Genomic DNA, 20580 nt, shown 5'->3' with positions numbered 1-20580 from the left:
CGAGAGAAAGGGAGCGCCGATGCTTCTCCGAGACGTCCGCGAGGCAACGCGATGAGCGCCGTGGCGAACCCCGCGACCGTGGCCGAGTGCCTGCGGGTCGGCGCCGGGTTCTCCCAGGGCGACCGCAACTGGATCGCCGAGCAGTTCGGGACGCTGGACGCCCGGCTCGCCAGTTTCCACGCCGACGCCACCGAGCTGGAGGTGTCGGTCAAGGACCGCGAGGCCCGGGGCCAGAAGGTGACGCTGGAGTGCTGGGTCGCCGGCCGGCAGAAGATCGTGACCACCTCGACCGAGGAGGACCTGCACGCCGCGCTCAACGACGTCCGGGACGACCTGCGCCGCAAGCTCAACGACGCGAAGACCCGGCAGGAGCCGCGCAGCAACAAGCACCTGCGTCCGACGGAGCAGCCCCCGGCCGTTCCACTCCAGGTGGGCGAGCACGAGGACGCGGAGACCGCCTGATTCGCGTACGCCCGCCCGCACGGTGCCGGCGGACGGGCCGGCAGTTCCCCGTGAGGCGGGGGCCCCGCTTAACAGGTCGTTGTTAAGCGGGGCCCCCGCCTCTACCAAATGTGTTAAGCGGGGGCCCCGCCTTGCACCCCTACCGCCGGGTAGCTCGGCGGCGTACCGTCGCGGTCGTGGAACCGGACGTGCTGGGAGCACCTTACGAGCGGCGCACCATCGACCTGGGCACCGACGACGAGGGGCCGGTGGTCGCGACGCTGGTCCGTCGCCGGGCCGACCGCCCGACCGGCCGGGCCGTGCTCTACGTGCACGGCTTCGTCGACTACTTCTTCCAGACCCACGTGGCCGACTTCTTCGCCGAGCGCGGCTGGGACTTCTACGCCCTCGACCTGCGCAAGTACGGCCGCAGCCTGCTGCCGCACCAGACCCCGAACTTCTGCCGCGACCTGAGCGACTACTTCCCCGAGCTGGACGCCGCCGCGGAGATCATCCGCGCCGAGGAGGGGCACGAGACCCTGCTCGCCATGGGCCACTCCACCGGCGGTCTGATCATCTCGCTCTGGGCGGACGCCCGCCGCGACGCCGGCCTGGTCGACGGCATCGTGCTGAACAGCCCCTTCTTCGACATCAACGCACCCTGGCTGGTCCGTCGACCCCTCGCGGCCGCCGTCTCCCGCCTGGGCCGTCGGGCGCCGCAACGCATCCTGCCGTTCGGGCTCGGCACCGTGTACGGCGAGAGCCTGCACGCCGACCACCGCGGCGAGTGGCGGTACGACCTGGAGTGGAAGCCGCTCGCCGGGTTCCCGGTCCGGGCCGGCTGGCTCAACGCGATCCGCACCGGCCAGCGCCGGCTGCGGGCCGGGCTGGACATCCCGGTGCCGGTGCTGCTGGCCTGCTCCACCCGCACCTTCCGGGGCACGAAGTGGCACGACAGCGCCACCGGGGCCGACGCGGTGCTCGACGTGGAACACATGGTGCGGTGGGCGCCCCGGCTCGGCCGGCACGTCACGCTGGCCCGCTTCGACGGTGGGCTGCACGACCTCACGCTGTCCAGTCCCGCCGTACGCGAAAAGGTCTTCGCCGAGGTCGGACGCTGGGCGGAGGGGTTCCTCCGGGTCGGCCCGACCGAGCCGGAGGCCGCGCCGCCGGCGCCGCGCCGGCCGGCCGACGAACCGGCCGGCGCCACCGCCGAAGGCTGACCGGCGGCCGACTCGACCCTCCCGTCGCCGGCTCGGCGCGGGCCCGGCCGTACCGGTCAGCCGTCGACGACCTCGGCGAGCGCGGACCGGATCCGGTCGAACGTGGCGACCGGGTGCCCGCCGTCGCGGGCCGGCAGCAGCATGCCCAGGCAGTGCGGCACCGGCCCGCCGTCCGGCCCGGCCTCCACCGCGAAGACGGGCGCGCCCACGTACCCGGCCGGCAGCTCGGTGGTCACCCGCACCGCGTCGCCGTGCCGGGCGACCCGCTCCACGACCGCCTCCAACGGCCGTGACCCGTCGTCGGCGACGCCCAAGGCCAGCACGAACGCCGAGCCGGGCGTCGCACCGATCCGGGCCACCGCGTCGGCCGGCGCGGCCACCGCCTCGGTCACCTGCTGGGTACGCCAGCGCCAGCCCCGGTCGTCGGCGTAGCCGTGCAGCCCGCCGGTGGGCATCGCGGCCAGCCCCAGCTCCGGCAGGTGCAGCCAGTGGTCGGCGAAGCCGGGCAACTCGATCGGCTCGTCCGCGCCCTCGGCCGGATCGGTGACGCTGGGCCGAAGCCCGATCTCCCCGTACGCCCGGTCGGTGAGCGCGTCGGCGGTGAGCAGCCACTCGTGCGCGATCTCCCCGTCGTCGGTGGCGCCGACCAGCTCGCTGTAGAAGAAGGCGGTACCGACCGTGCCGGCCGGAGCATCCGGTCCGGTCGCCCCGGAGACGGGCAGGATGGCCCGCCCGAAGTGCTGGCACAGCGCGAAGATGATCTCGTTTTCGGTGTCCTGGTCGAGCAGCATCCGCCGAGGGTACGGACCGGGGTGCGGCCGCCGGCCCGGGACCCGCCGGAACGGGGATGCCGGTCCGGGCACCGGCGTGGCACGCTGGGCGGCGACGTGAACGCGCCGACCCGTACCCCCGGGCGGGCCGGGGCCGGCGGTACCCTCTTGGCGCGACGATCGTCGGCGCGCGCCCGTAGCTCAGCGGATAGAGCAGGGGACTTCTAATCCCAAGGCCGCAGGTTCGAATCCTGCCGGGCGCACAGGCACTTCTCTCGATCGAACGGCTTCCGTGGAGCTATTCGTGGAGCCATCGAGCTACTGTCGGCCCCGTGGCAGGCGTGAAGCGGCAGCGCGGCGAGATCATGAAGCTCCCCAGCGGATCACTCCGCGTGAGGGTCTACGCGGGCGTCGACCCGCTCACCGGTAAGCGGCACTACCTCACCGAGACGGTCCCGGCCGGTCGGACCGCCGAGCGAGAGGCGGAGAAGGTACGGACCCGCTTCCTCAACCAGGTCGACGAGAAGCGCAGCCCGCGCACCCGCGCCACCTTGAACCAACTACTCGACCGGTGGCTTGAGGTGGTGGACATCGAGCCGACCACCCGCATGGGTTACGAGAACAAGCTGAACAAGCACGTACGGCCGGTGCTCGGCAAGCTCCCGGTTGGCCGACTCGACGCCGAGACGTTGGAATCCTTCTACGCGAGCCTGCGCCGCTGCCGCGACTGGTGCGGAGGCAAGGCGTACGTGCGCCACCGGGTCGACGAGGAGCACACCTGCACCGCGAAGTGCCGGCCCCACGTCTGCAAGCCGCTCAGCGCCTCGTCAGTGCGACAGATCCACTGGATCCTGAGTGGCGCACTGAGCCGCGCCGTCCGGTGGCGCTGGATCGCCGTCAACCCCGCCGGGCAGGCCGAGCCACCCGCGCCGCCTCACCCCGACCCGCAGCCCCCGAATTCGGCAGACGCCGCACGAATCATCAACGAGGCGTGGCGTGACCCGGACTGGGGCGCGCTGGTCTGGCTCGCCATGACGACGGGCGCCCGGCGCGGCGAGCTGTGCGCGCTGCGCTGGCAGCATCTCGACCTGGCCGCCGGCGTGCTGACGCTGCGGCGCAGCTCCTACCTGGACGAGCACGGCGAGCTGCGGGAGAAGGACACCAAGACACACCAGCAGCGGCGGGTAGCGCTCGACCCGGAGACGATCGAAGTGCTGCGCGAGCTGCACGGCCGGTACCTCGACCGCCTGGCCCAGCTCGACGCGGAGGCCGATCCCGCCGACTACGTCTTCTCTCCCGAGCCGGACAACAGCCGCGGCTACCGCCCCGACACCATCACCCAGCGGTACGGCCGACTCGCCACCCGGCTCGGCATCACCAGCCACATTCACGCTCTGCGCCACTACTCGGCGACCGAGCTAATCAACGCGGGTGTCGACGTGCGGACCGTCGCCGGCCGGCTTGGTCATGGCGGCGGCGGGACAACTACGCTCAGGGTCTACGCCGCCTGGCTGTCGGAGTCGGACCAGCGGGCCGCTGGAACGCTGGCCGCGCGTATGCCGCCGCGCCCTGTCGCACCAACTCAAGCCGCTGTGTCGAGCAGCCCATACCAGGTGATAGCGGCTGAGCTACGCGGGCAGATCGCCACTGGCCGCCTTCGGCCCGGCGACCAACTGCCCGCCGTTGCCCAGCTGGCTGCGGTGCATGGCGTTTCGGTCGGAACCGCTCACCGCGCCGTGGCATTGCTTACGGCGGAGGGCTTGGTAAGCGTCGCCCGAGGTCGTCGGGCGGCCGTCGCGCCGCAGGGCACGGCAGCCGCTCGTGCCCGCTGGTGACCGTCCGGCGGTACGGGCTACTGGCACGTGGAGGGCACGGAACGCCTCTGGCGCTGTCGCTGTGTCAGCATGCCTCTGTGACCCTCGTGCTCAGTGTGCAGAACCGGGACACTATGTGGCTTATGGTCGACCGAAGGTTGTCGTACGGTGGACGCCGATCACCACAAGAAGATGCGGTCAAGGTCATCACCTTGGAAACCACGGACGGCGTTGCCCTCCTTGGGTATGCCGGTCTTGGTGCCACGTCTCTGGGCACACAACCCTCCGATTGGATGGCCCACGTGTTGCGCGGTCATGAGGGCCTGACGCTTGAACACGCGTTAGGCGTCCTTTCGGGTGCTGCGAATAGGCAGCTTCCAAGGCATCTCGCGAAGATGCCGGGAGGCGCACACTTCATTATCGCCCCCGCCTTCATTCGAGGAATCGGACCCCGGCTATACGGCATTGAAAATTTCGTAGATCGAAAGACGGGACGTCACCGGTACAGTTATACGAGCTATCGGCGCACGGCCGATCCGGGATCGCCAAGCATTCGTCTTGCCCTCGGGGGCACGGGTGGGATTTATCTAGCACGGAAGAGCATGGCGTGGCAGAGAACCCTTCTAAGCCTGGTCAAGGCGCACTATCGAGGCAAGGTGTCTGACTACTTGGTCGCTGATCAGCTCGCCAAGCTCAACTACGAGACTCACCAGGGGGTCCGTGATGGCTCCGTAGGCCCGCGGAGCATTGTGCTCTGGCGACGCCGGCCAGACCCGCGACGGCCAGCATCGGGAGGCGGTCATCAGTTCTACAACCGCGTTGAGCGGGACTCGGAAGAAGCCGCGGTTCCCATCATCACCAATGGGCTTGACGTGCAGTCAATCGTCGGACTGATGTTGCAGCAGTATCGGCAGCGATTCGCCGATCGCGGCTGGACTGTCGGCCAGCCGGCAGCCACTGAGGAAGCCGAGATGAAGCGTCTTGTGGAGCAGCTTACGTGGGAGCCAGACGAAAGGCTCCGGTGATCTCTGATCTCTGATCGCCCGTCTCTCTATAGAGCGTTAAATAGCGTTTGAGTTAGAGGACATCGCCTCGTCGGGCAGTTGCAGTCCTTCCAGCCTCCCGCTCGGGGACAAGGTAGAGCGCCCTACCCGACGAGTCTCAATGGCGGCTGTCAAGCGCCGATGTGGGCGCCACGCCGGTTTAGAAGTGTGGACACGGCCGGAAGCCGCTCGGCGGCGGCCTGGCTTGACCTGTTTCGCCACGCTGTCACCCACGCCCAAGAGCTAACCGCCGTTGACTCCGGTCACCCCTCCCAACGGGCACGCAACGGGCACGGCGACCGTGGGGTTATGAGATCAAGATGGGCGACCCGGCGACGTAGTCGAGTGGGCCCCCACCAGTGGAAACACCTCTCGACATCTCACACGGCTCCCCCGTCATTCGTCGGCCTCTTGCGGACTAGACGCGGACTGATGCCCGCTGCGCTCGCGCATCGCCTTGACCGTCACCGGCGTACCCGCTCTACTAGTCGCCGTGGTCGATGGAGCCCAAGCACCTACGCCTAGGAACGCCCATGGGCAGGAGTCAGGTCCTGGGCTCTCGGCAAAGGAGTACCTCGCCGACCGACTCGCCCAGTACCAGTCCTGGTATGACAAGAAGGCGGTGAAGGCGAAGGCTACCCACCTCCGAACCCGCACCGCTGCCGTGGTCGGCGGTTCCCTGGTTCCGGTCCTCGTCAACCTCGACTTCCCCTACGCCCAGGCGGTGACCACCGTCGTGAGTCTGATCGTGGCCGGGGCGGTGTCGCTGGAGAGCGTGTTCCGCTATCGGGAGCAGTGGAAGAACTACCGGTCGACGGAACAGACCTTGGGACACGAGAGGATCTACTTCCTCACCCGGACCGGTGTGTACACCGACCTGGACGACGTCACAGCCTTCACAACCCTGGTCGAGCGCGTGGAGGCAACAATCGCCAACGAAAATGCAGCGACTCTGAGCGTCATGACCCAGGTCGGCTTCGCTGGCGAAGACGGGCAGGCAGCGATCGAGCGGCAAGGCAGCAGGCAGTAGGCAGTAGGCAGTAGGCAGTAGGCGCACTGCCTACAGGGGCGGGGCCGAACCTGTGGCCTTGGGATTAGAAGAAGATCGCGGAGGGCTGGTCAGGTGGTTGCGCACCTGGTCAGCCTGTACGTCGTTGTCGGGTGGAGTCGGCGTCAGCCGGTGGCCTTGGCTGTACGGCTGGCTGTATGGCCGGACGAATGCCCGCCAATTCACGTTCTCTGATGCCGGCACAGCGAAGTAGTCTGCCGACTGTGGAGGACGAGGAGCCGAACGGACCGCCCGTCGTGGTGCGGCAGATGCAGCTACATCTAGAGGGCATCGAGCCGTTGACCGATGAGCAGCGCGTCGAAGCCTGGTTTCAGGAGCAAGAGCATGACACCGCCGACACTCGTACGGCTGCGCTCTTTCTGAGGGACCAGAGGACGCGGCGCGCACGAGCTGCTAGGTGGGGCCAGGTCCAGGAGCTGCAGGCACCTTTCGCCAGCAGTTGGGGATGGCTGTTCCCCGGTGGCAGCGAAAGTCTGTGGCTCTATCACGAGGCAGAGCGCGCGTACGTCGAGGGATTCCCGTTAGCCGCCCTGCTTTGCGCACATGCTGCCTCTGAGCGAGTGCTAGCGGGATGCCTGCAAGGCTATGAAGACGAACTCGACAAGAGGTGGCGGCTCTGGGGCCTTGGTCCGCTCGTCAAGGAGGCTTTCCAGCGGGGTCTCATAGAAGAGCCTTTGCGTGACAAGCTCATGGAGGTCAACGAAGTGCGGAAGGTATCGGCGCACTTTAAGCCTCCGCTAGAGCCCAACTCGCTGCACGTCAGGGCGATCCGCAGAGCGGACACCAGGCCGGAGCTAGGCGATGAGGAGGCGCTTGACGAGATTGCCGAGGCCGATGCTCTGCTTGCAATCGCGGCGGCCACTGAACTCATGCGCGGGGATCAGGGCTTTTGGCGTGCACGGTGGGGATGAAGGATCTCCTCGTCGGGCAGTCGTAGACCGTCCAGCCTTCCCGGACGGGGACAGGTGGAGCGCCCTGCCGGACGAGTCTCAATGGCGGCTGTCAAGTGCCGATGTGGGCGCAACGCGGTTTAGGAAGTGTGGACACGGCCGGATTCTGCTCGGCGATGACCTGGCCTGGCCTGGGTCTTCATGCCGGCTCGCACGTCTAGGAGCTGACCGCCGTTGACCCTCGGCACCCGCCCTATCGGGCACGGAACGGGCACGCTCCGCTCCCCTGCCCTGCCCTGCCCTGCCCTGCAAAGATCAAGACACCTGTCGGTCAGCGTCGGTAACTGCCGCTGGCCTGCTCGCCGTGTCGCCTCCCGTCCACCTCGGGCCGCCTCCGTCGGCGGGCTTGGCTGTACCGATGGCTGTACAGCCAAGCGCACTCCTGACTAATCGATCACCTGGTGCAATAAGCCAGCAGAGGCCACTCCGACCATGACGCCTGCGACGAGACCACCGGAGTAGCCGACTGTTAGGCCGGCCCCGACTGCGACGGCGAGGATCAAAGCCCAACGCAACGGCATCCTGGATGGTTCGTGTGACTGCCCTTGGCCACGTACGCTCGGCACTGTTCGGTACCTCCTGACTCTGCGGCTGTAGAGCACGAATGCCGAACAAGGCCTCCGGAGAGTTGCTTGCCGGCGCGCTCCGGAGGCCATCTATCGACGTTGTGCCCGCTGTCCAAGGGGACAGGAATCGAAGCGTACAAGTTACTCGTAGGTAATGTGCAAGAGCCCTTACGGCGGGAAGAACTAGCAACATCGAACAAGTTTTTTTGGCGACAAGTTTGGGTGTCGTCACATTAATGCGAATGCTATTCGGTGAAGATCCGAGTTGGACTGGCGGAAATGCGCTCCACACTTCGCCATCCCGTCTGCCGCCGACCCACACACCGTGGAGCGGGCCAGGGCCAGGGCGACAAGGTGGAGCGCCCCACCGGACGAACGACCTTGGCCCCGTCCGGGAAGGCTGGTAGCCCTTGTGGTGCCCGGCGAGGGGATCCGGAGCTGATCTCTGAGGAGGGTCGGGGTTCGGGGCAGAGCCCCGAGGTCTTCAAGGTTCTTGTCGTCCGTCAGCGTGGCCGGCCGGCCCGGCCGATGCCGGCCGAAGGTCGCCAGCAGGCCGGGGCCGGGCCGGCGCGGCCCGCTTGCGGGCCGCCTTGACTCGATCTCGTGAGTAACTCAGCAACTGGCTGCCGACGCCTCCGCCCACCGGTTGGCCGCCCCTGCTCGGCATTATGGGCGTATGCGTTTGTTGGTGCTCGGCGGGACCTGGTTCGTAGGACACGCGATCGTCACAGCTGCGATCGATGCCGGCTGGGAGGTGACGACGTTCAACCGGGGTACCTCGGATCCCTTCCTGGAAGCCGTACGGCCCATCCGGGGTGACCGGACCCACCCTGAGGACGTCGCCGCCCTCTCCGCCGCCGGCCCTTGGGATGCCGTGGTCGATACCTCGGGCTACGTGCCTAGGAACATTCTCGACGTGGCTCGCGCTCTCGCTCCTGTCGGCGGTCGCTACGTCTTCATGTCCACGGTCAGCGTCTACAGGGACTGGCCGCTGAAGCCCCTCAGCGAGCAGTCCGAGGTGCTCTACTGCCCGCCTGACGCCGGTCCCGACTACGGCACCGACACAGAAGACGGACCGACCCAGTACGGCTACCAGAAAGCCGGCTGCGAGGCAGCAGCCGTCACCGCGTTCGGAGCGGACCGGACCACGATCCTGCGCCCCGGTGTCGTGCTCGGCCCGCGCGAGTACGTCGGCCGCCTGCCTTGGTGGCTGGGCCGCGTGGCTGCTGGTGGAGAAGTCCTAGCTCCTGGCTCCCCCGACCGCACTATCCAGCCGGTCGATGTACGCGACCTGGCCGCGTTCGCACTCCACGCCATCACCGAAGGTTCCTCCGGCGCGTTCAACGTCTGCGCGCCGGTAGACGGCGCCACCTTCGGCGGACTACTGGCGGACTGCGCCCACGCGACCCGGGCTGACGCCTCCTTCGACTGGGTGCCCGACGAGGTGTTGCTCAGCCAGGGCGTACGGCAGTGGTCCGAGCTGCCCCTCTGGCGCACGTTCGATGGCGTGTGGCGCGTCGACACGACCAAGGCGCAGGCAGCCGGCCTGCGCTGCCGGCCGCTCTCCCTGACCGTCCGCGACACCTGGCGCTGGATGGTGGAGAGCGGCGAGGCCAGCAACCACGATCGGGCCGCCGAGATCGGCATCAGCCGGGAGAAGGAAGCGCGGGTGTTGGCCGCCTGGCACCGGTCAGGTGAGCGGACGGGCTGAGGTTTCCGACAGCCAGGCCGAGATGCGCTCGGCGAGCTGGCGCGCGTCGGCGTCGCGGTCCCACGGTGACTGGCTCAGCATGTGCTCGATCCGCGACAGCCGACCGGTCAGCGAGACATTGCGCTTCTGCGGTGGCAGGTCCAAGACGGTACGCAGCGCGTCGGCCGCACCATCCTTGTCTCGCATGTGAAGGTACGCAGCGGCCACGTCGATCTGTGTTCCGTTGATCTGCGAGTACGGCCGCCTGGGCGACGGCAACGCCTCGTACACCTGCAACGCCTCCCGGGCGTACCTCGCGGCCTGCTCACCGTTGCGGAGATCGAGCCATGCCGCGGCGGCACATGCCGCCGCCCGCGCGTCGCCGAATGCGAACTCTCCGCCGGTAACAGTGGCAAGTTCGTCGGGTCGGTCCGCTGCCGCATCCCTGTCCCGCTGAGCCGCTTCCAAGACGGCCGCGACCGAATCGGAGTCGGCGAGCAGAGCGTGAGAGCGGGCAGCGACATAGCGGAGCCTCAGTCTCGGCTCGCCCTCCGGTGCCGCTCGCATGGCACGAGCGAAGTAGCTCAGCGCGGAATCGGGTTCGTTGCGCCAGTTGGCGAGAGTCATTTGCAGGCCGTAGGTCCATGCCTTCAACGATGCGTGTCCAGCCAGGTCGGCGTACTGCGTTGATGCCCTGGCCAGTGCCGCCGACTCGTTCCAGTGCCCCAGGTCAAAGGCGGTGGAGGCCATCAGGGCGGCACTCTGGCCGATGACCACGTAGAGATCAGCCAGCTCGACGGGCCGGCGGGTGCGCTCGGCCAAAGCCCACCGCTGGCGACTTCGACGGCCCGCTTGCCGCTCTCGAAGCTCACGGCTACCTGCGCCAGCTTGATGCACCTGAGCGTCATCGATCCGGCGGACGCCCACCCTCCCCGACCTACCTCGTTCATCCCGACGTGCACCGACAGGGCGCGCCACTCCACGCCCTACCGAACGCCGCAAGGTCAGCCTGAACGCTCTCGCCACAACTGCCAGAACCGCCAGAACCAGCGAGCTTCAGCCTTCTGGCGGTTCTGGCAGTTGTGGCGGGGCATCAGGTGTACTTGCGGCGCATGCTGACGTTGGTGTCAGGACCACGACAGGAGGGCCCTGCGCCGGCTCGACGAGGCGTACCGTGGCGCGGCGATGCGCTCGACGATCCGGGAGCAGTGCGGAGGAGGGGTTGTGCAGCCTGCATCAGGTGCGTCGAGCGCACTAGGCCCCAGCACGACGACCCCATCGGCCGTAACGTTTTCGGTCACCGTTCAGGTGACATTCAATCGCCCCACCCAGGGCGCTCGCGCCGAAACCGCGAATGCGATCAATGAATACGCTAACCGCCTCGTTCGCGAAACGGAGAAACAAGAGCTAAGCAAGCAACCGCCCGGCGTGCTATTCCCTGAAATAACCGGAAGCTCGGTCGTCCGCGCGAAAGAGTCAATGAATAAGCACGGAACCCGAGCAAAGCCGCACCCCCTAGAGGCGGCCGCAACGGCGGGAGTCGCTATCTTTGCGGCCTCCACCGGAGTTTTTGGGAGCTATCTCAACAGCCCGTGGCAGGTCGCGTGTTTCGTTGGCTCGGCGTTTCTTGGAACAACCTGCGTTCTCTACACTATTGTGCGGAGATATCAATGAGAAGACGGAGGGATGCAGTGGCTCTCGCGGCAGGGCTAGTGGGCTCCGTCGCCGTTGGCCTGGCTGTTAACCTATTTGTCAACGAATCCGCGTCGAGCACCTCGGTACTCTTTCTGGTAAGCGTCGTGTTCGCGGCAGCTCTCAGCCGCATCATTTTTGTCACGCCCCCGTCGAGGGGACTAAAGCCTGACTCGACGGGACTTCCTTCTTCGATTGATACCGAGAATGGGATCGGCGAAGCCGATCAGCTTGGCGTAGGAGCGCCTCACATGTCGCCCGAGCTTTTCAACCAATATCGGGTTGTTCGAGGAATTCAGGTTGTCGAGGAAGCGGCGAGCGGGATTCTTGATCTGCGACTGACTAGTCGAAGGCTGTCGCTTTTCTCTCTCCGGGCAGGCTTGGTGGAAGCGGGGCTCTGGAACGATGAAGATATCAAGGCGTTCGATCAGGTGCTCTCAATAAGGAATTCTATCGCACATGGCGACAAGCGATCGTACTCCCTCGAAGAACTGGAGTCGGCCGCGGAAAGAATTGAGCAGCTAGGAGAGGGACTCCGGGTTCGAACCGCACACTTGCAAGACAGTGCACAGAATCAGGAAATCCAGGGCGTGAGCATTACAGAAAATTTGCGTGAATACGTAAGCGGCGCCGAGATTGTTGACGTCGAAGAGGCGGAACCGCAAGCCGAGACGGCCACCCAGACCGTTTCGACAGTGCGCGCTCTTTGGCTTGCGGTTGTCCTGATTACTGCCGCATTGATCGGTAGCATTGCTGGCCTGATAGCCATCACGGGCGGCCAGAGCTTGGCAGGGACTCTTATCACTGCCGGCGGGGTCTTTGCCGGAATCGCAACCCTGGCGTTGGCGATTCTTAACGCAACTAGGCAATAGCGGAGCAGGTCGCGCGAGTGCGTTACCGCAAATGTGAATGTAAAGCCATCTCGTCTGCCGTCGACCTGCCCTCCAGCGCGCCAGCCACCGCCCGGGGCGCCATGTCAAGCGGACCTTGACGGCCTAGACGCACCCTGGGCGGTGGTCCGCTCGGCTCGTCCGAGTCGACGGCAGACAGGGATGGCGCCCACCGCAACCAACCGCCCAAGGACCGCGAAACCCTGACGGAGCCCGGTCATCCTGGAGCCGGAGCGCCCCCACTGGAGGCGCAGTAACCACAACTTCGCCATCCGCCCGGCAGCCGCTGGCGGACCGGCGTGCGCTCCCTACGCCGCGCGGGTTGCTCGGCCGCGCGTTCCGGCCGGCTGCCGGCCCCACCACCGAACCGGACAACGGCCTGTCGTCATGTGGCGGCTCTCCGGGCTTCCCGCTTTACGCGCCAGCCGCCGGGCGTGTTGCGCGACCGAGTCGGAGCGCCAGCGGAGTGACGGTCGCGGGCCCAGGCGGCGGTGCGTGCGGCCCGTTGCGGGCCGCCTTGAGAATGTAGGGGGAGTCTGAACCACATCGGTGATCCAGGATCCAAGATTACAGGCGGTCACCACGCCCCTGAACACCTCGGACCCGTCCTCCTGGCCGACCATAGAGCTATTCGTGGCGCGAAGTGCCGGCCAATAGAGAAACCAGAGCCAGCGAGAGCAAGAGTTTGTGCAGCTAGAGAAGCTACCGAAGCCAGAGATCATGACGTGGATGCCACTTCTAATCCCAAGGCCGCAGGTTCGAATCCTGCCGGGCGCACCCATATCTGCCAGGAGAATCGCCTCTGGCCGCTGATCTTCGGCCCACCCCGGCCCCACCACGTCACCCCTGGTCAGCCGTACGCCGAGCCGGCGTCGCCCGGCGCTGCGGGGTGGCCGGCACCCCGGCGGGGCGGCGATCTTGGCGCACGTTCGACATGGCAGGCGAACGCGTCGGCCTGCGGGGCGTGGGGGCGGGGCGCTGTGTCTGTAGGCCGGTCGGCTGCACGAAGATCGACCGCCGGGCCACCGCGTCACCCTTGGCGTCCAGCTCGTATCCGTCCAGCCAGCACCACCCGTCATAGGTGGTCCTGGTCCAGTCATCGAGCACCCGGATGACCCGGAACATGATCGGCTTGACGAACTGCACGCTGGCCGCGCGGGTCACACGCACCAGGTCGCCGGCCTTCGGTAGCTGCGGGCTCATTGCGGATCACCGGCCAGCCGCCAAGCCGGCAACCGGCCACGCGCCGCCGCGTAGGGCGGGGACCAGTCGGCCGAGTAACAGCGATGGCAGGGCTTCGCGTGGTGGTCAGTGATTGCGAACCAGGCCACCTCGACCAGGAACGGTGCTTGGCTGCTCTCGATCACGACTCACCGCCGGGCCAGTGCCCACGGTTGATCGGGATGCGGTGGCGGGCTCGGCAGGGCAGTTCCCCGCCGCAGCGGCACACCCTGCGCCAGCGTTTCCAACTCCAGACCGGTCGGTGCCGGCGGGCCAGCGTCAGCGCGGTGGCGAGCAGGTAGTCCTCGTAACGGATCCGGTTCATCAGCGCTCCAGGCGGTCGGGCCACGGTGGACCGTCAGGGCGACGGGATCCACGCCGCCCTGACGGGGCCGACCTTCGTTTGCCGAACCAAGGCAGCCACAGAGCAACCTACGTCACTATCTGATGTAGGTAAAGCCACGGCGCGTGATCCTCTTGCATCACTTGCTGACCATGGTTGGGCCATGGTCAGATGGCAGGGCCGAACCAAGGGAACGAAGCCATGCCCTCTGCACCTGCCGAATATCGACGCATCGCCGACGAACTGACCACGAAGATCAAGAACGGTGAGCTCACGCCGGGGACGAAGCTGCCCAGCACGAGCGAGCTTGCCGACCAGTTCGGCGTCAGTGTGGCTACCGCGTACCGCGCCGTCTCGCTTCTGCACGACAGAGATCTGGTCGTGGGGCAGCCAGGGCGTGGGGTCTACGTGGCCGGCAAGGAGTAACCAGACAGCGGTAGGGGCTGCCCGCCATCAGGCAGACGACCCAATATCGTCGGTTCATGATCGGCCAGTGCGGACACCAGCGCTTGCGGGTTCTGGTCTCGACCTTCGGTGGGTAGAGGGAGCATCACGCGCGGGTTGGTCAAGAGGAATGGTGGGTTCAGCTAGGGCTGCAATGCCGACAGAAGCTGGTCCATGACCATTGCGGGCTGCGTGACCATCGCCAGGTGATGGGCGTCCACGCTCCGGACCCGGTACCCACGTTCTTCCGCCTGCTCTGCCGTGGACCGGTACGCGGCGCTCAGCCGGAGGTAGACGCGTCGGGCGGAGTCCCACGCCCCGGGCGTGGGAAGCACCTCGGAGACGACCTTCCACGGCAGCTCGGGTAGGTCGTGCAGCACCCGCCGCCGCTGGTCGGGGTCGGGCACGACATCGGCCAGGGACGCTGTGGGGAACCAGGTGTCCCACGACCGCAGCCGGCCGGACACCACCCTCTCCCGCAGCCACGTGGCCCGATCCGGTGGCAGCGACCCGAACCAGCTCGTGCCGGGATGCGGCAGGCGGGCATCCATGAAGACGACATCCAGCCGGTCGCTGCCGACTGCGTCGGCGATGCCGGGCAGGTAGGCACCCGCGCGGCTGTGACCCACGACGACGGTGGGCGCACCATGAGTGACGTGGCGGGCCGCCGCGCAGACCGCCGTGTGGAAGGACGGCGCCTCGACCAGGGGGCGGAGGTCCAGCACCGCCACGCGCCATCCCGCCGCTTCGAGATGCGGACGCAGGGCGTCCCACGTCGCCGAGGTGAGAAGGGGACTGTGCACGAGGAGCATCGTGGGATCGGCGGGCACCATCGCATTCTGGTGGCTGCCTTCTCACCGCGCCATGCGGAGCACGAGACGCGGGGCCCGGCGGGCGTCTCTGCGCTCGCCGGGCCCCGCATTCAAGGTTCAGGGACGGTTGTACTTGATCTCCACGAACTTCACGTAGTACAGCAGGCCGGCGATCGTGGTGACCACCTTGCCCCACAGCCAGATGCCCTCGTTGTTGGTGTGGTCGGCGGCGTGCCGGACGACGAACCGCGAGATGTCCTCCCACTGGTTCATCAGGCCGGCGTTGTTCTCGAACACCCCGTCGTTGTTGACGTGGTTGATCGGCGTGCTGCGGTAGTTGCGGATGTTGTCGCGGATCGTGTCGAAGACGGTGCCGAAGCGAGCGGCCTCGGAGATCATCACGATGGCCTGCACCAGCGCGTGCCCGACGTTCACGTTGTAGGCGTTGGAGCGGCCGAGCAGGCGCAGGTTGTTGTAGATGTTCGACGGGGTGATCTGCATCTCCGCCCGCTGATTGGGGGTGCCGCCGTCCAGCCCGGGGTAGCTGCCGGTCTGGGCGAGGACCGTCACGTTCGCCGGGTTGAGGCCCAGCAGGCTGCGGAACTGCTCGTCGCGGTCGTTGAACAGCACGTGCCGGTTGTGCAGCGGCGAGTACCAGCCGGCGAGATACAGGTCGTCCGCCCACAGGTACAGCGACACCAGGTGCACGTTGTCGGTGTCGAGCACCCGGATCTGGATGATCCGGTTCCTCTGGTTGGTGGTCTCCATCACCGACGTGACGCCGGTCTGGTGGCCGCTGAACTGGTGGATGCCGTCGATCATGTTCCAGTACCGCTGGTGGTGGACGTTGCCGCCGGCGGTGATGTCCGAGACGTTCCAGTCGATGATGGACAGAGTGGTGCTCGGGTCGGCCTGCGCGGCCCGGGGCGGCACGGCGGCAGCCAGGCCGAGCAGGACGGCGAGGGCGGTGAGCACCGCGCCGAGCCGCCGGGCCACCGCGGAGCGGGTACCCGGCACGGTCGAGCGGATCGTGGGTGTTTCTCGGGTTGCGGTCATGACCCGATCCAATCGATCGGGCTGCCCGCGGACCACGAAGAAAGCACGCAGAAGTTGTCCCTCATGGACGGTCGGGACGGGCCCGGTCTGGACCTACCATTGCCCGGTGTGGAAACGCCTGCGGGTCCGGTGGGGTTGGCGGCGGCCGGCGTGCTCGCCTTACCGGTCGCCGCCCTCGGGCGTCCGTATCACCAATCCTCGTGACGACTGGCCGCGCGAGCAGCCGTACGCCCTGTGCCGCCACGACCAACGGTACGGCGACCTGGCGATTGGGCTTGGTGACGAGAGCCACCTGGAACCATCTCTGCGCGGCGGACCGGAAGCTGCGGTGACCCAGCTGCAGTCCCTTCGCCCCCAGTCCGGGCCGACCGGCGTACCCGCCGTAGTCGTTGTCAGCCGGCGGGTGTGATGCGGGTGACCGCAGGCCACTCCCACCGCCACATCCGAAGCCGAAGCCCACACCTCTGAGTGGAGATCGCGCAATGCTGACAGTCGTGGACGTCGGTGACGGCGCATGCTCGATCTTCCAGCCTGCGCCAGGTCGCGGGCCCGCCATGATCGTCGATTGCGGCAGCAACAGCCTGACCGCAGATGATGCGGCCGATCGTTTGATCGCCGCCCTCGACCACCGGATCGACGATGTCAACGCCATAGTCGTGACGCACTTCGACACTGATCACTATCTGGGTCTTATCCGGGCAGCCGAGCGCATGCGCGTCACCGGCAAGCGATTTCGATCGCTGGACCTACTTTTTGCCACGGTTCCCTCCGTGGAGTATCGGAGAGCATATCTGACCCTCGCCACGACCCTGACCGGGTTGCGAAACTTGGACCTCGTCAGCGCCCTCCAGCAGGTCACTGAGGGCCGCTTCACGTATCGGGCCGTTGCCCGCGGAGACAGGTTCCGCGCCGTCGGTCATGAGTTTCGAGTGCATTGGCCACCCCGCTACCTGGGCAAAGGGATCGCCGGCCAGGTCAGGACGGCGGTGCAGGGGTTCGAGTCCCTTGCCGAGGAGCTCCGGCGCCGTGGGGACTCCACCCTCCAGGACAACCTCGACCGCATCCGCAACAGCCTCTGGGCGAATGGCGATGCCAGCATCGATGCCCACACCACCGCCTCCCACTGGTGTGACGGGGAGATCGCCGAACCACACTTTGAAGAAGTCTCAGACTTGCCGCCAGCCGCCGACACCCATACCTGGAAGGTCGACCTCCCCGATGATCTCAGGGAGGACTTCCGGTCTGCGTGGAATGCGTTCAGGCGTGCGAACAACAACATGTCCGTCGTGTTCGATGAGATCAACCACCGGCACCTTGTGGCGTTTGGCGATGCTGAGCCGGCCGTGGTGCGCGAGGTCGCGCGTACGACAGCATTCGCCGAGCTGTACGCCGTGATGCTCGCGCCTCATCATGGCACCCACCCGTTGCCAAGGATTTTCTCCGTGGAAGCCGTGTACTGCGTCGCCCAGAACGGCTCGAAGCGCGGCCATCTCTGGCGGAGGCACCTCGACGCCCACCGAAACAGCCGCCCGTGTCTGAGCACCGCGACCGGAAGTATCCGGGTCGGACAGCACAAGCCGTGGTGCCGATCCATCATTGCCCGGCCCGACTCATGACTTCCGATCAGGACGGTTTCGTCCCTCTCGGCTGGTCCGCCGGCACCCCGGCCTCCAGTTGGCCGATCACCGGGTCGAGCAGATCGTTGAGTTCCCGCGTCAGCACGACGACCGCCCGGCGCGCCGCGGACGCCACGGAATCCTCCGGCCCGTCGGGGGCGGGCGGTAGGTCCCCGAGCGGGATCGGCGCCTCCACCTGCAGCATGGCGCGCAGGTGCGGGCTGCGCGTCAGGTCCTGGTCGGTCGGCGTCGTGTACTGGCCGAACAACTGCGGCCAGTCCCGCCACCCCCGGTCGCGCTGCCACTGCCGGGTCCAGGTGAGTTCGGCCGGCCACCGGGAGACCACCGACACGGCAGCGATCAGGCTGCCGTCCCACGGCTCGCCGCGCAGCTCGCCGACACGATCCGCCGGTGCCAGCGGACGTAGCCGGGTGACAGCTCGGTGGCGATCCGCCACGCCGTCGCGGCGAAGGCGACCGGCGCGATGTCGCCCCAGGTGTCGGCGAATTCATCGGTACGGCGGAGCACCTCGTTCTCGTAGCGACCGCGCCCGTCGGCGCCCCGCTCACGATCGAAGTCTTCGTCGAGCCAGAAGGCGCGCGGTTCCACCATCGTCTTCCCCTGTCCGGACGCTCGTACCGGTCTACCACGGCCGGCGCGCAATTCGGATGCACGCGCATGAACGGCTACCGCGCCCGCCCGGCGAACAGCCACCGGCGGACCGGGATCTCCAGCAGGACCCGCTCGCTGTCCGGCGTGACCGGCTGCCGGATGTCCCAGCCGGCGTACTTGTCGGCGAAGGCGGCGACGACGGCGGGTGGGAAGTCGGCGTGGTGCAGCCGGGCGGCGCCCTCCGCGACGACCGGCTGGTCGCCGCCCTCCAGGGCCAGGGAGACCCGGGGGGCCGCCGCCACGTTCCGCGCCTTGACGCTGGTCTCCTCGCAGCTGACCCACCAGACGCCGTCGGCGTGCACGAACCACACCGGCGTCAGGTGCGGGGAACCGTCCGGACGCAGGGTGCACAGCCAGACGTTCCGCTCGTGAGCGAGTCGCGCTTCGAGGTCGGGCGAAGGTGGTGCCGGCAGCGGTCGGGTCATTCGGCGAGTGCACCACATCAGCGCCGGCGGGAGTGTCACCGGTCGCCGCTAGGGTCCGACCATGGTGACCGAGACCGACCTCCGCCGGCCCGACGGCCGCGTCCTGCACGTCTACGACACCGGCGGGGCGGACCGCCTCCCCGTCGTCTGGCACCACGGCACACCGAACGTCGGCGCCCCGCCCGCGCCGCTGTTCGCCGCCGCCGACCGCCTCGGTCTGCGGTGGGTGTCGTACGACCGTCCCGGCTACGGCGGCTCCACGCCGCTGCCGGATCGCGATGTCGCCTCGGCGGCGTCCGACGTGGCCGCGGTGGCCGACGCGCTGGGCCTCGACCGGTTCGCCGTGATGGGTCACTCTGGTGGCGGCCCGCACGCCCTGTCCTGCGGCGCGCTGCTGCCGGCGCGGGTGGTCGCGGTGGTGGTCGGCGCCGGGCTGGCGCCGTACGGCGCGGCCGGGCTGGACTGGTTCGCCGGCATGGTGCCGTCCGGGGTGGCGTCGCTGCGTGCCGCGACCGCGGGGCGGGCGGCCAAGGAGGCGCACGAGGCCTCCGGCGTGGAATACGATCCCGGGTTCACCGACGCCGACCTGGCCGCGCTGCACGCCGAGTGGTCCTGGTTCGACAGCGTGGTCGGCCCGGCGGTCGCGTCCGGCCCCGGCGGGCTGATCGACGACGATCTGGCCTACGTGCGGCCGTGGGGCTTCGATCCGGTCGACGTCGCGCCGCCGGTGCTGCTGCTGCACGGCGACCGTGACGGCATCGCGCCGGTGGCGCACGCGCGGTGGCTGGCCGGCCGGTGCCCGTCGGCCGAGCTGCGCCGTTTCCCCGAGGACGGGCACGTCTCCGTGCTCCGGCACGCCGAGTCGGCCCTAGAGTGGCTCAGCCGCCACGCGTAAACCGGATGCTGCTCGTCCGCTTCTCGGCGACCATCGGCGGATGCCCGCACACCGCCCGGCCGAGCCGGACATTCAGCGCTACTACACCGAGGTCTTCGTCGAGGCCGACCGACTCGACCGGTCCCCGCAGGGGCGGTTGGAGGCGCGGCGCACCCGCGACCTGCTCGCCCGGCTGCTGCCGGGTCCGCCGGCCGAGGTGCTCGACATCGGTGGCGGCCCCGGCGCATACGCGGGTCCGCTCGCCGCCGCCGGGCACCGGGTGCACCTGGTCGACCTGGTGCCCGCGCACGTGGCCGCCGCTCGGGCCGCGTACCCGCAGGTCACGGCCACTGTCGGCGACGCCTGCGCGCTACCGCTGCCGGACGCGACGGCCGACGCGGCGCTGCTGCTCGGGCCGCTCTACCACCTGATCGAGCGGGCGGACCGGGTGGCGGCGCTGCGGGAGGCGGCCCGGCTGACCCGGCCGGGCGGGCCGGTGGTGGCGGCGGCGATCAGCCGCAATGCCGCCCTGATCGACCTGACCGTGCAGGGCCTTCTCGACGATGACAACCGGGTGCTCCTGCGCACGGAGTACGCGACCGGGGTGAACGACCCGCGCACCGGTTTCACCACCGCGTACTTCCACCGGCCGGAGGAACTGGTCGACGAGTTCATCGCAGCCGGACTGCCGACACCCGAGGTGTACGGGGTGGAGGGTCCGCTGTGGCCGGTGCTGAACGCGCTCGGCACCGCCCCGTCGGAGCGGTTGTTCGCCGACGCGGTGACCTGCGCGGAAACATTCGAGCGGGACTGGGCCGTGCTCGGGGCCAGCGCGCACGTGATCGCGGTCGCCCGCGCCTGAACAGGCGGAACGCAACGGCGACGCGCCGCGTACCGAGGGTGACCGGTTCCGACAAAGCGTGTTATTCTCCGGCGTCAATCTATGCCGCGCGGACCCGGCCGGGTCGC

Annotated in this window: 21 protein-coding genes and 1 tRNA gene; 13 read left to right on the top strand and 9 right to left on the bottom strand. The window is 68.1% G+C overall.

Annotated elements, in window-relative coordinates:
* Positions 1-51 precede the first annotated feature (51 nt).
* Together ACH495_RS28795 and ACH495_RS28790 are read left to right on the top strand one after the other, a co-directional pair.
* The gene (locus ACH495_RS28795) at positions 52-462 is read left to right on the top strand and encodes an HPF/RaiA family ribosome-associated protein (RefSeq protein WP_396860850.1); all 411 of its coding nucleotides are present in this window, start codon (positions 52-54) and stop codon (positions 460-462) included.
* 176 nt (positions 463-638) lie between these two features.
* Complete coding sequence (locus tag ACH495_RS28790; protein ID WP_396860849.1) at positions 639-1664, top strand: alpha/beta hydrolase; 1026 nt, start codon at positions 639-641, stop codon at positions 1662-1664.
* Between the two features lie 56 nt (positions 1665-1720).
* On the opposite strand, the gene ACH495_RS28785 is transcribed toward ACH495_RS28790, so the two are convergent.
* Positions 1721-2455: a hypothetical protein gene (locus ACH495_RS28785; RefSeq protein WP_396860848.1), complete on the bottom strand. Its 735-nt coding sequence runs from the start codon at positions 2453-2455 to the stop codon at positions 1721-1723.
* 169 nt (positions 2456-2624) lie between these two features.
* On the opposite strand from ACH495_RS28785, the gene ACH495_RS28780 reads away from it, so the two are divergent.
* The 6 genes from ACH495_RS28780 to ACH495_RS28755 all read left to right on the top strand — a co-directional run bounded on the left by ACH495_RS28780 (position 2625) and on the right by ACH495_RS28755 (position 9587).
* Positions 2625-2697, top strand: a tRNA-Arg gene (locus ACH495_RS28780).
* 102 nt (positions 2698-2799) lie between these two features.
* The gene (locus ACH495_RS28775; RefSeq protein ID WP_396860912.1) at positions 2800-4269 is read left to right on the top strand and encodes a tyrosine-type recombinase/integrase; all 1470 of its coding nucleotides are present in this window, start codon (positions 2800-2802) and stop codon (positions 4267-4269) included.
* Positions 4270-4346: 77 nt separating this feature from the next.
* Entirely contained in the window at positions 4347-5273 is a 927-nt protein-coding gene (locus tag ACH495_RS28770) for a hypothetical protein (protein ID WP_396860847.1), read from the top strand.
* Positions 5274-5784: 511 nt separating this feature from the next.
* Entirely contained in the window at positions 5785-6321 is a 537-nt protein-coding gene (locus ACH495_RS28765) for a DUF4231 domain-containing protein (protein WP_396860846.1), read from the top strand.
* A 242-nt stretch (positions 6322-6563) separates the two neighbouring features.
* Entirely contained in the window at positions 6564-7271 is a 708-nt protein-coding gene (locus tag ACH495_RS28760; protein WP_396860845.1) for a hypothetical protein, read from the top strand.
* Between the two features lie 1281 nt (positions 7272-8552).
* Entirely contained in the window at positions 8553-9587 is a 1035-nt protein-coding gene (locus tag ACH495_RS28755) for an NAD-dependent epimerase/dehydratase family protein (protein WP_396860844.1), read from the top strand.
* On the opposite strand, the gene ACH495_RS28750 is transcribed toward ACH495_RS28755, so the two are convergent.
* The gene (locus ACH495_RS28750; protein ID WP_396860843.1) at positions 9567-10388 is read right to left on the bottom strand and encodes a hypothetical protein; all 822 of its coding nucleotides are present in this window, start codon (positions 10386-10388) and stop codon (positions 9567-9569) included. The two genes, ACH495_RS28755 and ACH495_RS28750, sit on opposite strands and share 21 nt — an antisense overlap.
* 890 nt (positions 10389-11278) lie before the next feature.
* Between ACH495_RS28750 and ACH495_RS28745 the strand changes: the two genes are divergently transcribed.
* Positions 11279-12130: a hypothetical protein gene (locus ACH495_RS28745; protein ID WP_396860842.1), complete on the top strand. Its 852-nt coding sequence runs from the start codon at positions 11279-11281 to the stop codon at positions 12128-12130.
* Between the two features lie 858 nt (positions 12131-12988).
* Here the strand turns inward: ACH495_RS28745 and ACH495_RS28740 are convergent.
* Both ACH495_RS28740 and ACH495_RS28735 read right to left on the bottom strand, forming a co-directional pair.
* Complete coding sequence (locus ACH495_RS28740; protein WP_396860841.1) at positions 12989-13351, bottom strand: hypothetical protein; 363 nt, start codon at positions 13349-13351, stop codon at positions 12989-12991.
* 160 nt (positions 13352-13511) lie between these two features.
* Positions 13512-13694: a hypothetical protein gene (locus ACH495_RS28735; protein ID WP_396860840.1), complete on the bottom strand. Its 183-nt coding sequence runs from the start codon at positions 13692-13694 to the stop codon at positions 13512-13514.
* 219 nt (positions 13695-13913) lie between these two features.
* Between ACH495_RS28735 and ACH495_RS28730 the strand changes: the two genes are divergently transcribed.
* Entirely contained in the window at positions 13914-14138 is a 225-nt protein-coding gene (locus ACH495_RS28730) for a GntR family transcriptional regulator (protein WP_396860911.1), read from the top strand.
* Between the two features lie 161 nt (positions 14139-14299).
* Here the strand turns inward: ACH495_RS28730 and ACH495_RS28725 are convergent, their stop codons facing one another.
* Both ACH495_RS28725 and ACH495_RS28720 read right to left on the bottom strand, forming a co-directional pair.
* Positions 14300-14986 carry a hypothetical protein gene (locus ACH495_RS28725; RefSeq protein WP_396860839.1) on the bottom strand — a complete coding sequence of 229 codons (687 nt, stop codon included), beginning with the start codon at positions 14984-14986 and terminating at the stop codon, positions 14300-14302.
* Between the two features lie 99 nt (positions 14987-15085).
* Entirely contained in the window at positions 15086-16024 is a 939-nt protein-coding gene (locus tag ACH495_RS28720; RefSeq protein WP_396860838.1) for a ribosome-inactivating family protein, read from the bottom strand.
* Positions 16025-16518: 494 nt separating this feature from the next.
* On the opposite strand from ACH495_RS28720, the gene ACH495_RS28715 reads away from it, so the two are divergent.
* Positions 16519-17640 (top strand): MBL fold metallo-hydrolase, encoded by a 1122-nt coding sequence (locus ACH495_RS28715; protein WP_396860837.1) that lies wholly within the window; start codon positions 16519-16521, stop codon positions 17638-17640.
* A gap of 7 nt (positions 17641-17647) precedes the next feature.
* Here ACH495_RS28715 and ACH495_RS28710 read toward each other — a convergent pair whose 3' ends face one another.
* The 3 genes from ACH495_RS28710 to ACH495_RS28700 all read right to left on the bottom strand — a co-directional run bounded on the left by ACH495_RS28710 (position 17648) and on the right by ACH495_RS28700 (position 18737).
* On the bottom strand, positions 17648-17992 hold the full coding sequence (locus ACH495_RS28710) for a hypothetical protein (protein WP_396860836.1): 345 nt from the start codon (positions 17990-17992) through the stop codon (positions 17648-17650).
* An 8-nt stretch (positions 17993-18000) separates the two neighbouring features.
* Positions 18001-18252: a hypothetical protein gene (locus tag ACH495_RS28705; protein ID WP_396860835.1), complete on the bottom strand. Its 252-nt coding sequence runs from the start codon at positions 18250-18252 to the stop codon at positions 18001-18003.
* Between the two features lie 74 nt (positions 18253-18326).
* A complete protein-coding gene (locus tag ACH495_RS28700; protein ID WP_396860834.1) occupies positions 18327-18737 on the bottom strand; it encodes a TIGR03618 family F420-dependent PPOX class oxidoreductase in 411 nt (136 codons plus the stop codon).
* Between the two features lie 61 nt (positions 18738-18798).
* On the opposite strand from ACH495_RS28700, the gene ACH495_RS28695 reads away from it, so the two are divergent.
* Positions 18799-19632, top strand: coding sequence for an alpha/beta fold hydrolase (locus tag ACH495_RS28695; RefSeq protein WP_396860833.1), 834 nt, complete (start codon positions 18799-18801; stop codon positions 19630-19632).
* Between the two features lie 40 nt (positions 19633-19672).
* On the top strand, positions 19673-20473 hold the full coding sequence (locus ACH495_RS28690; RefSeq protein ID WP_396860832.1) for a class I SAM-dependent methyltransferase: 801 nt from the start codon (positions 19673-19675) through the stop codon (positions 20471-20473).
* The last annotated feature ends 107 nt before the right edge of the window (positions 20474-20580 follow it).

Source organism: Micromonospora sp. NPDC018662 (assembly GCF_044391475.1).
GTDB lineage: Bacteria > Actinomycetota > Actinomycetes > Mycobacteriales > Micromonosporaceae > Micromonospora.
This window is presented reverse-complemented; position numbering and strand designations above follow the sequence as displayed.

Coding starts and splice junctions, on each gene's coding strand:
- ACH495_RS28795 (WP_396860850.1), top strand. CDS start 52: ATGAGCGCCGTGGCGAACCCCGCGACCGTGGCCGAGTGCCTGCGGGTC.
- ACH495_RS28755 (WP_396860844.1), top strand. CDS start 8,553: ATGCGTTTGTTGGTGCTCGGCGGGACCTGGTTCGTAGGACACGCGATC.
- ACH495_RS28720 (WP_396860838.1), bottom strand. CDS start 16,024: ATGACCGCAACCCGAGAAACACCCACGATCCGCTCGACCGTGCCGGGT.
- ACH495_RS28705 (WP_396860835.1), bottom strand. CDS start 18,252: ATGGTGGAACCGCGCGCCTTCTGGCTCGACGAAGACTTCGATCGTGAG.
- ACH495_RS28775 (WP_396860912.1), top strand. CDS start 2,800: ATGAAGCTCCCCAGCGGATCACTCCGCGTGAGGGTCTACGCGGGCGTC.
- ACH495_RS28695 (WP_396860833.1), top strand. CDS start 18,799: ATGGTGACCGAGACCGACCTCCGCCGGCCCGACGGCCGCGTCCTGCAC.
- ACH495_RS28735 (WP_396860840.1), bottom strand. CDS start 13,694: ATGAACCGGATCCGTTACGAGGACTACCTGCTCGCCACCGCGCTGACG.
- ACH495_RS28740 (WP_396860841.1), bottom strand. CDS start 13,351: ATGAGCCCGCAGCTACCGAAGGCCGGCGACCTGGTGCGTGTGACCCGC.
- ACH495_RS28730 (WP_396860911.1), top strand. CDS start 13,914: ATGCCCTCTGCACCTGCCGAATATCGACGCATCGCCGACGAACTGACC.
- ACH495_RS28785 (WP_396860848.1), bottom strand. CDS start 2,455: ATGCTGCTCGACCAGGACACCGAAAACGAGATCATCTTCGCGCTGTGC.
- ACH495_RS28690 (WP_396860832.1), top strand. CDS start 19,673: ATGCCCGCACACCGCCCGGCCGAGCCGGACATTCAGCGCTACTACACC.
- ACH495_RS28700 (WP_396860834.1), bottom strand. CDS start 18,737: ATGACCCGACCGCTGCCGGCACCACCTTCGCCCGACCTCGAAGCGCGA.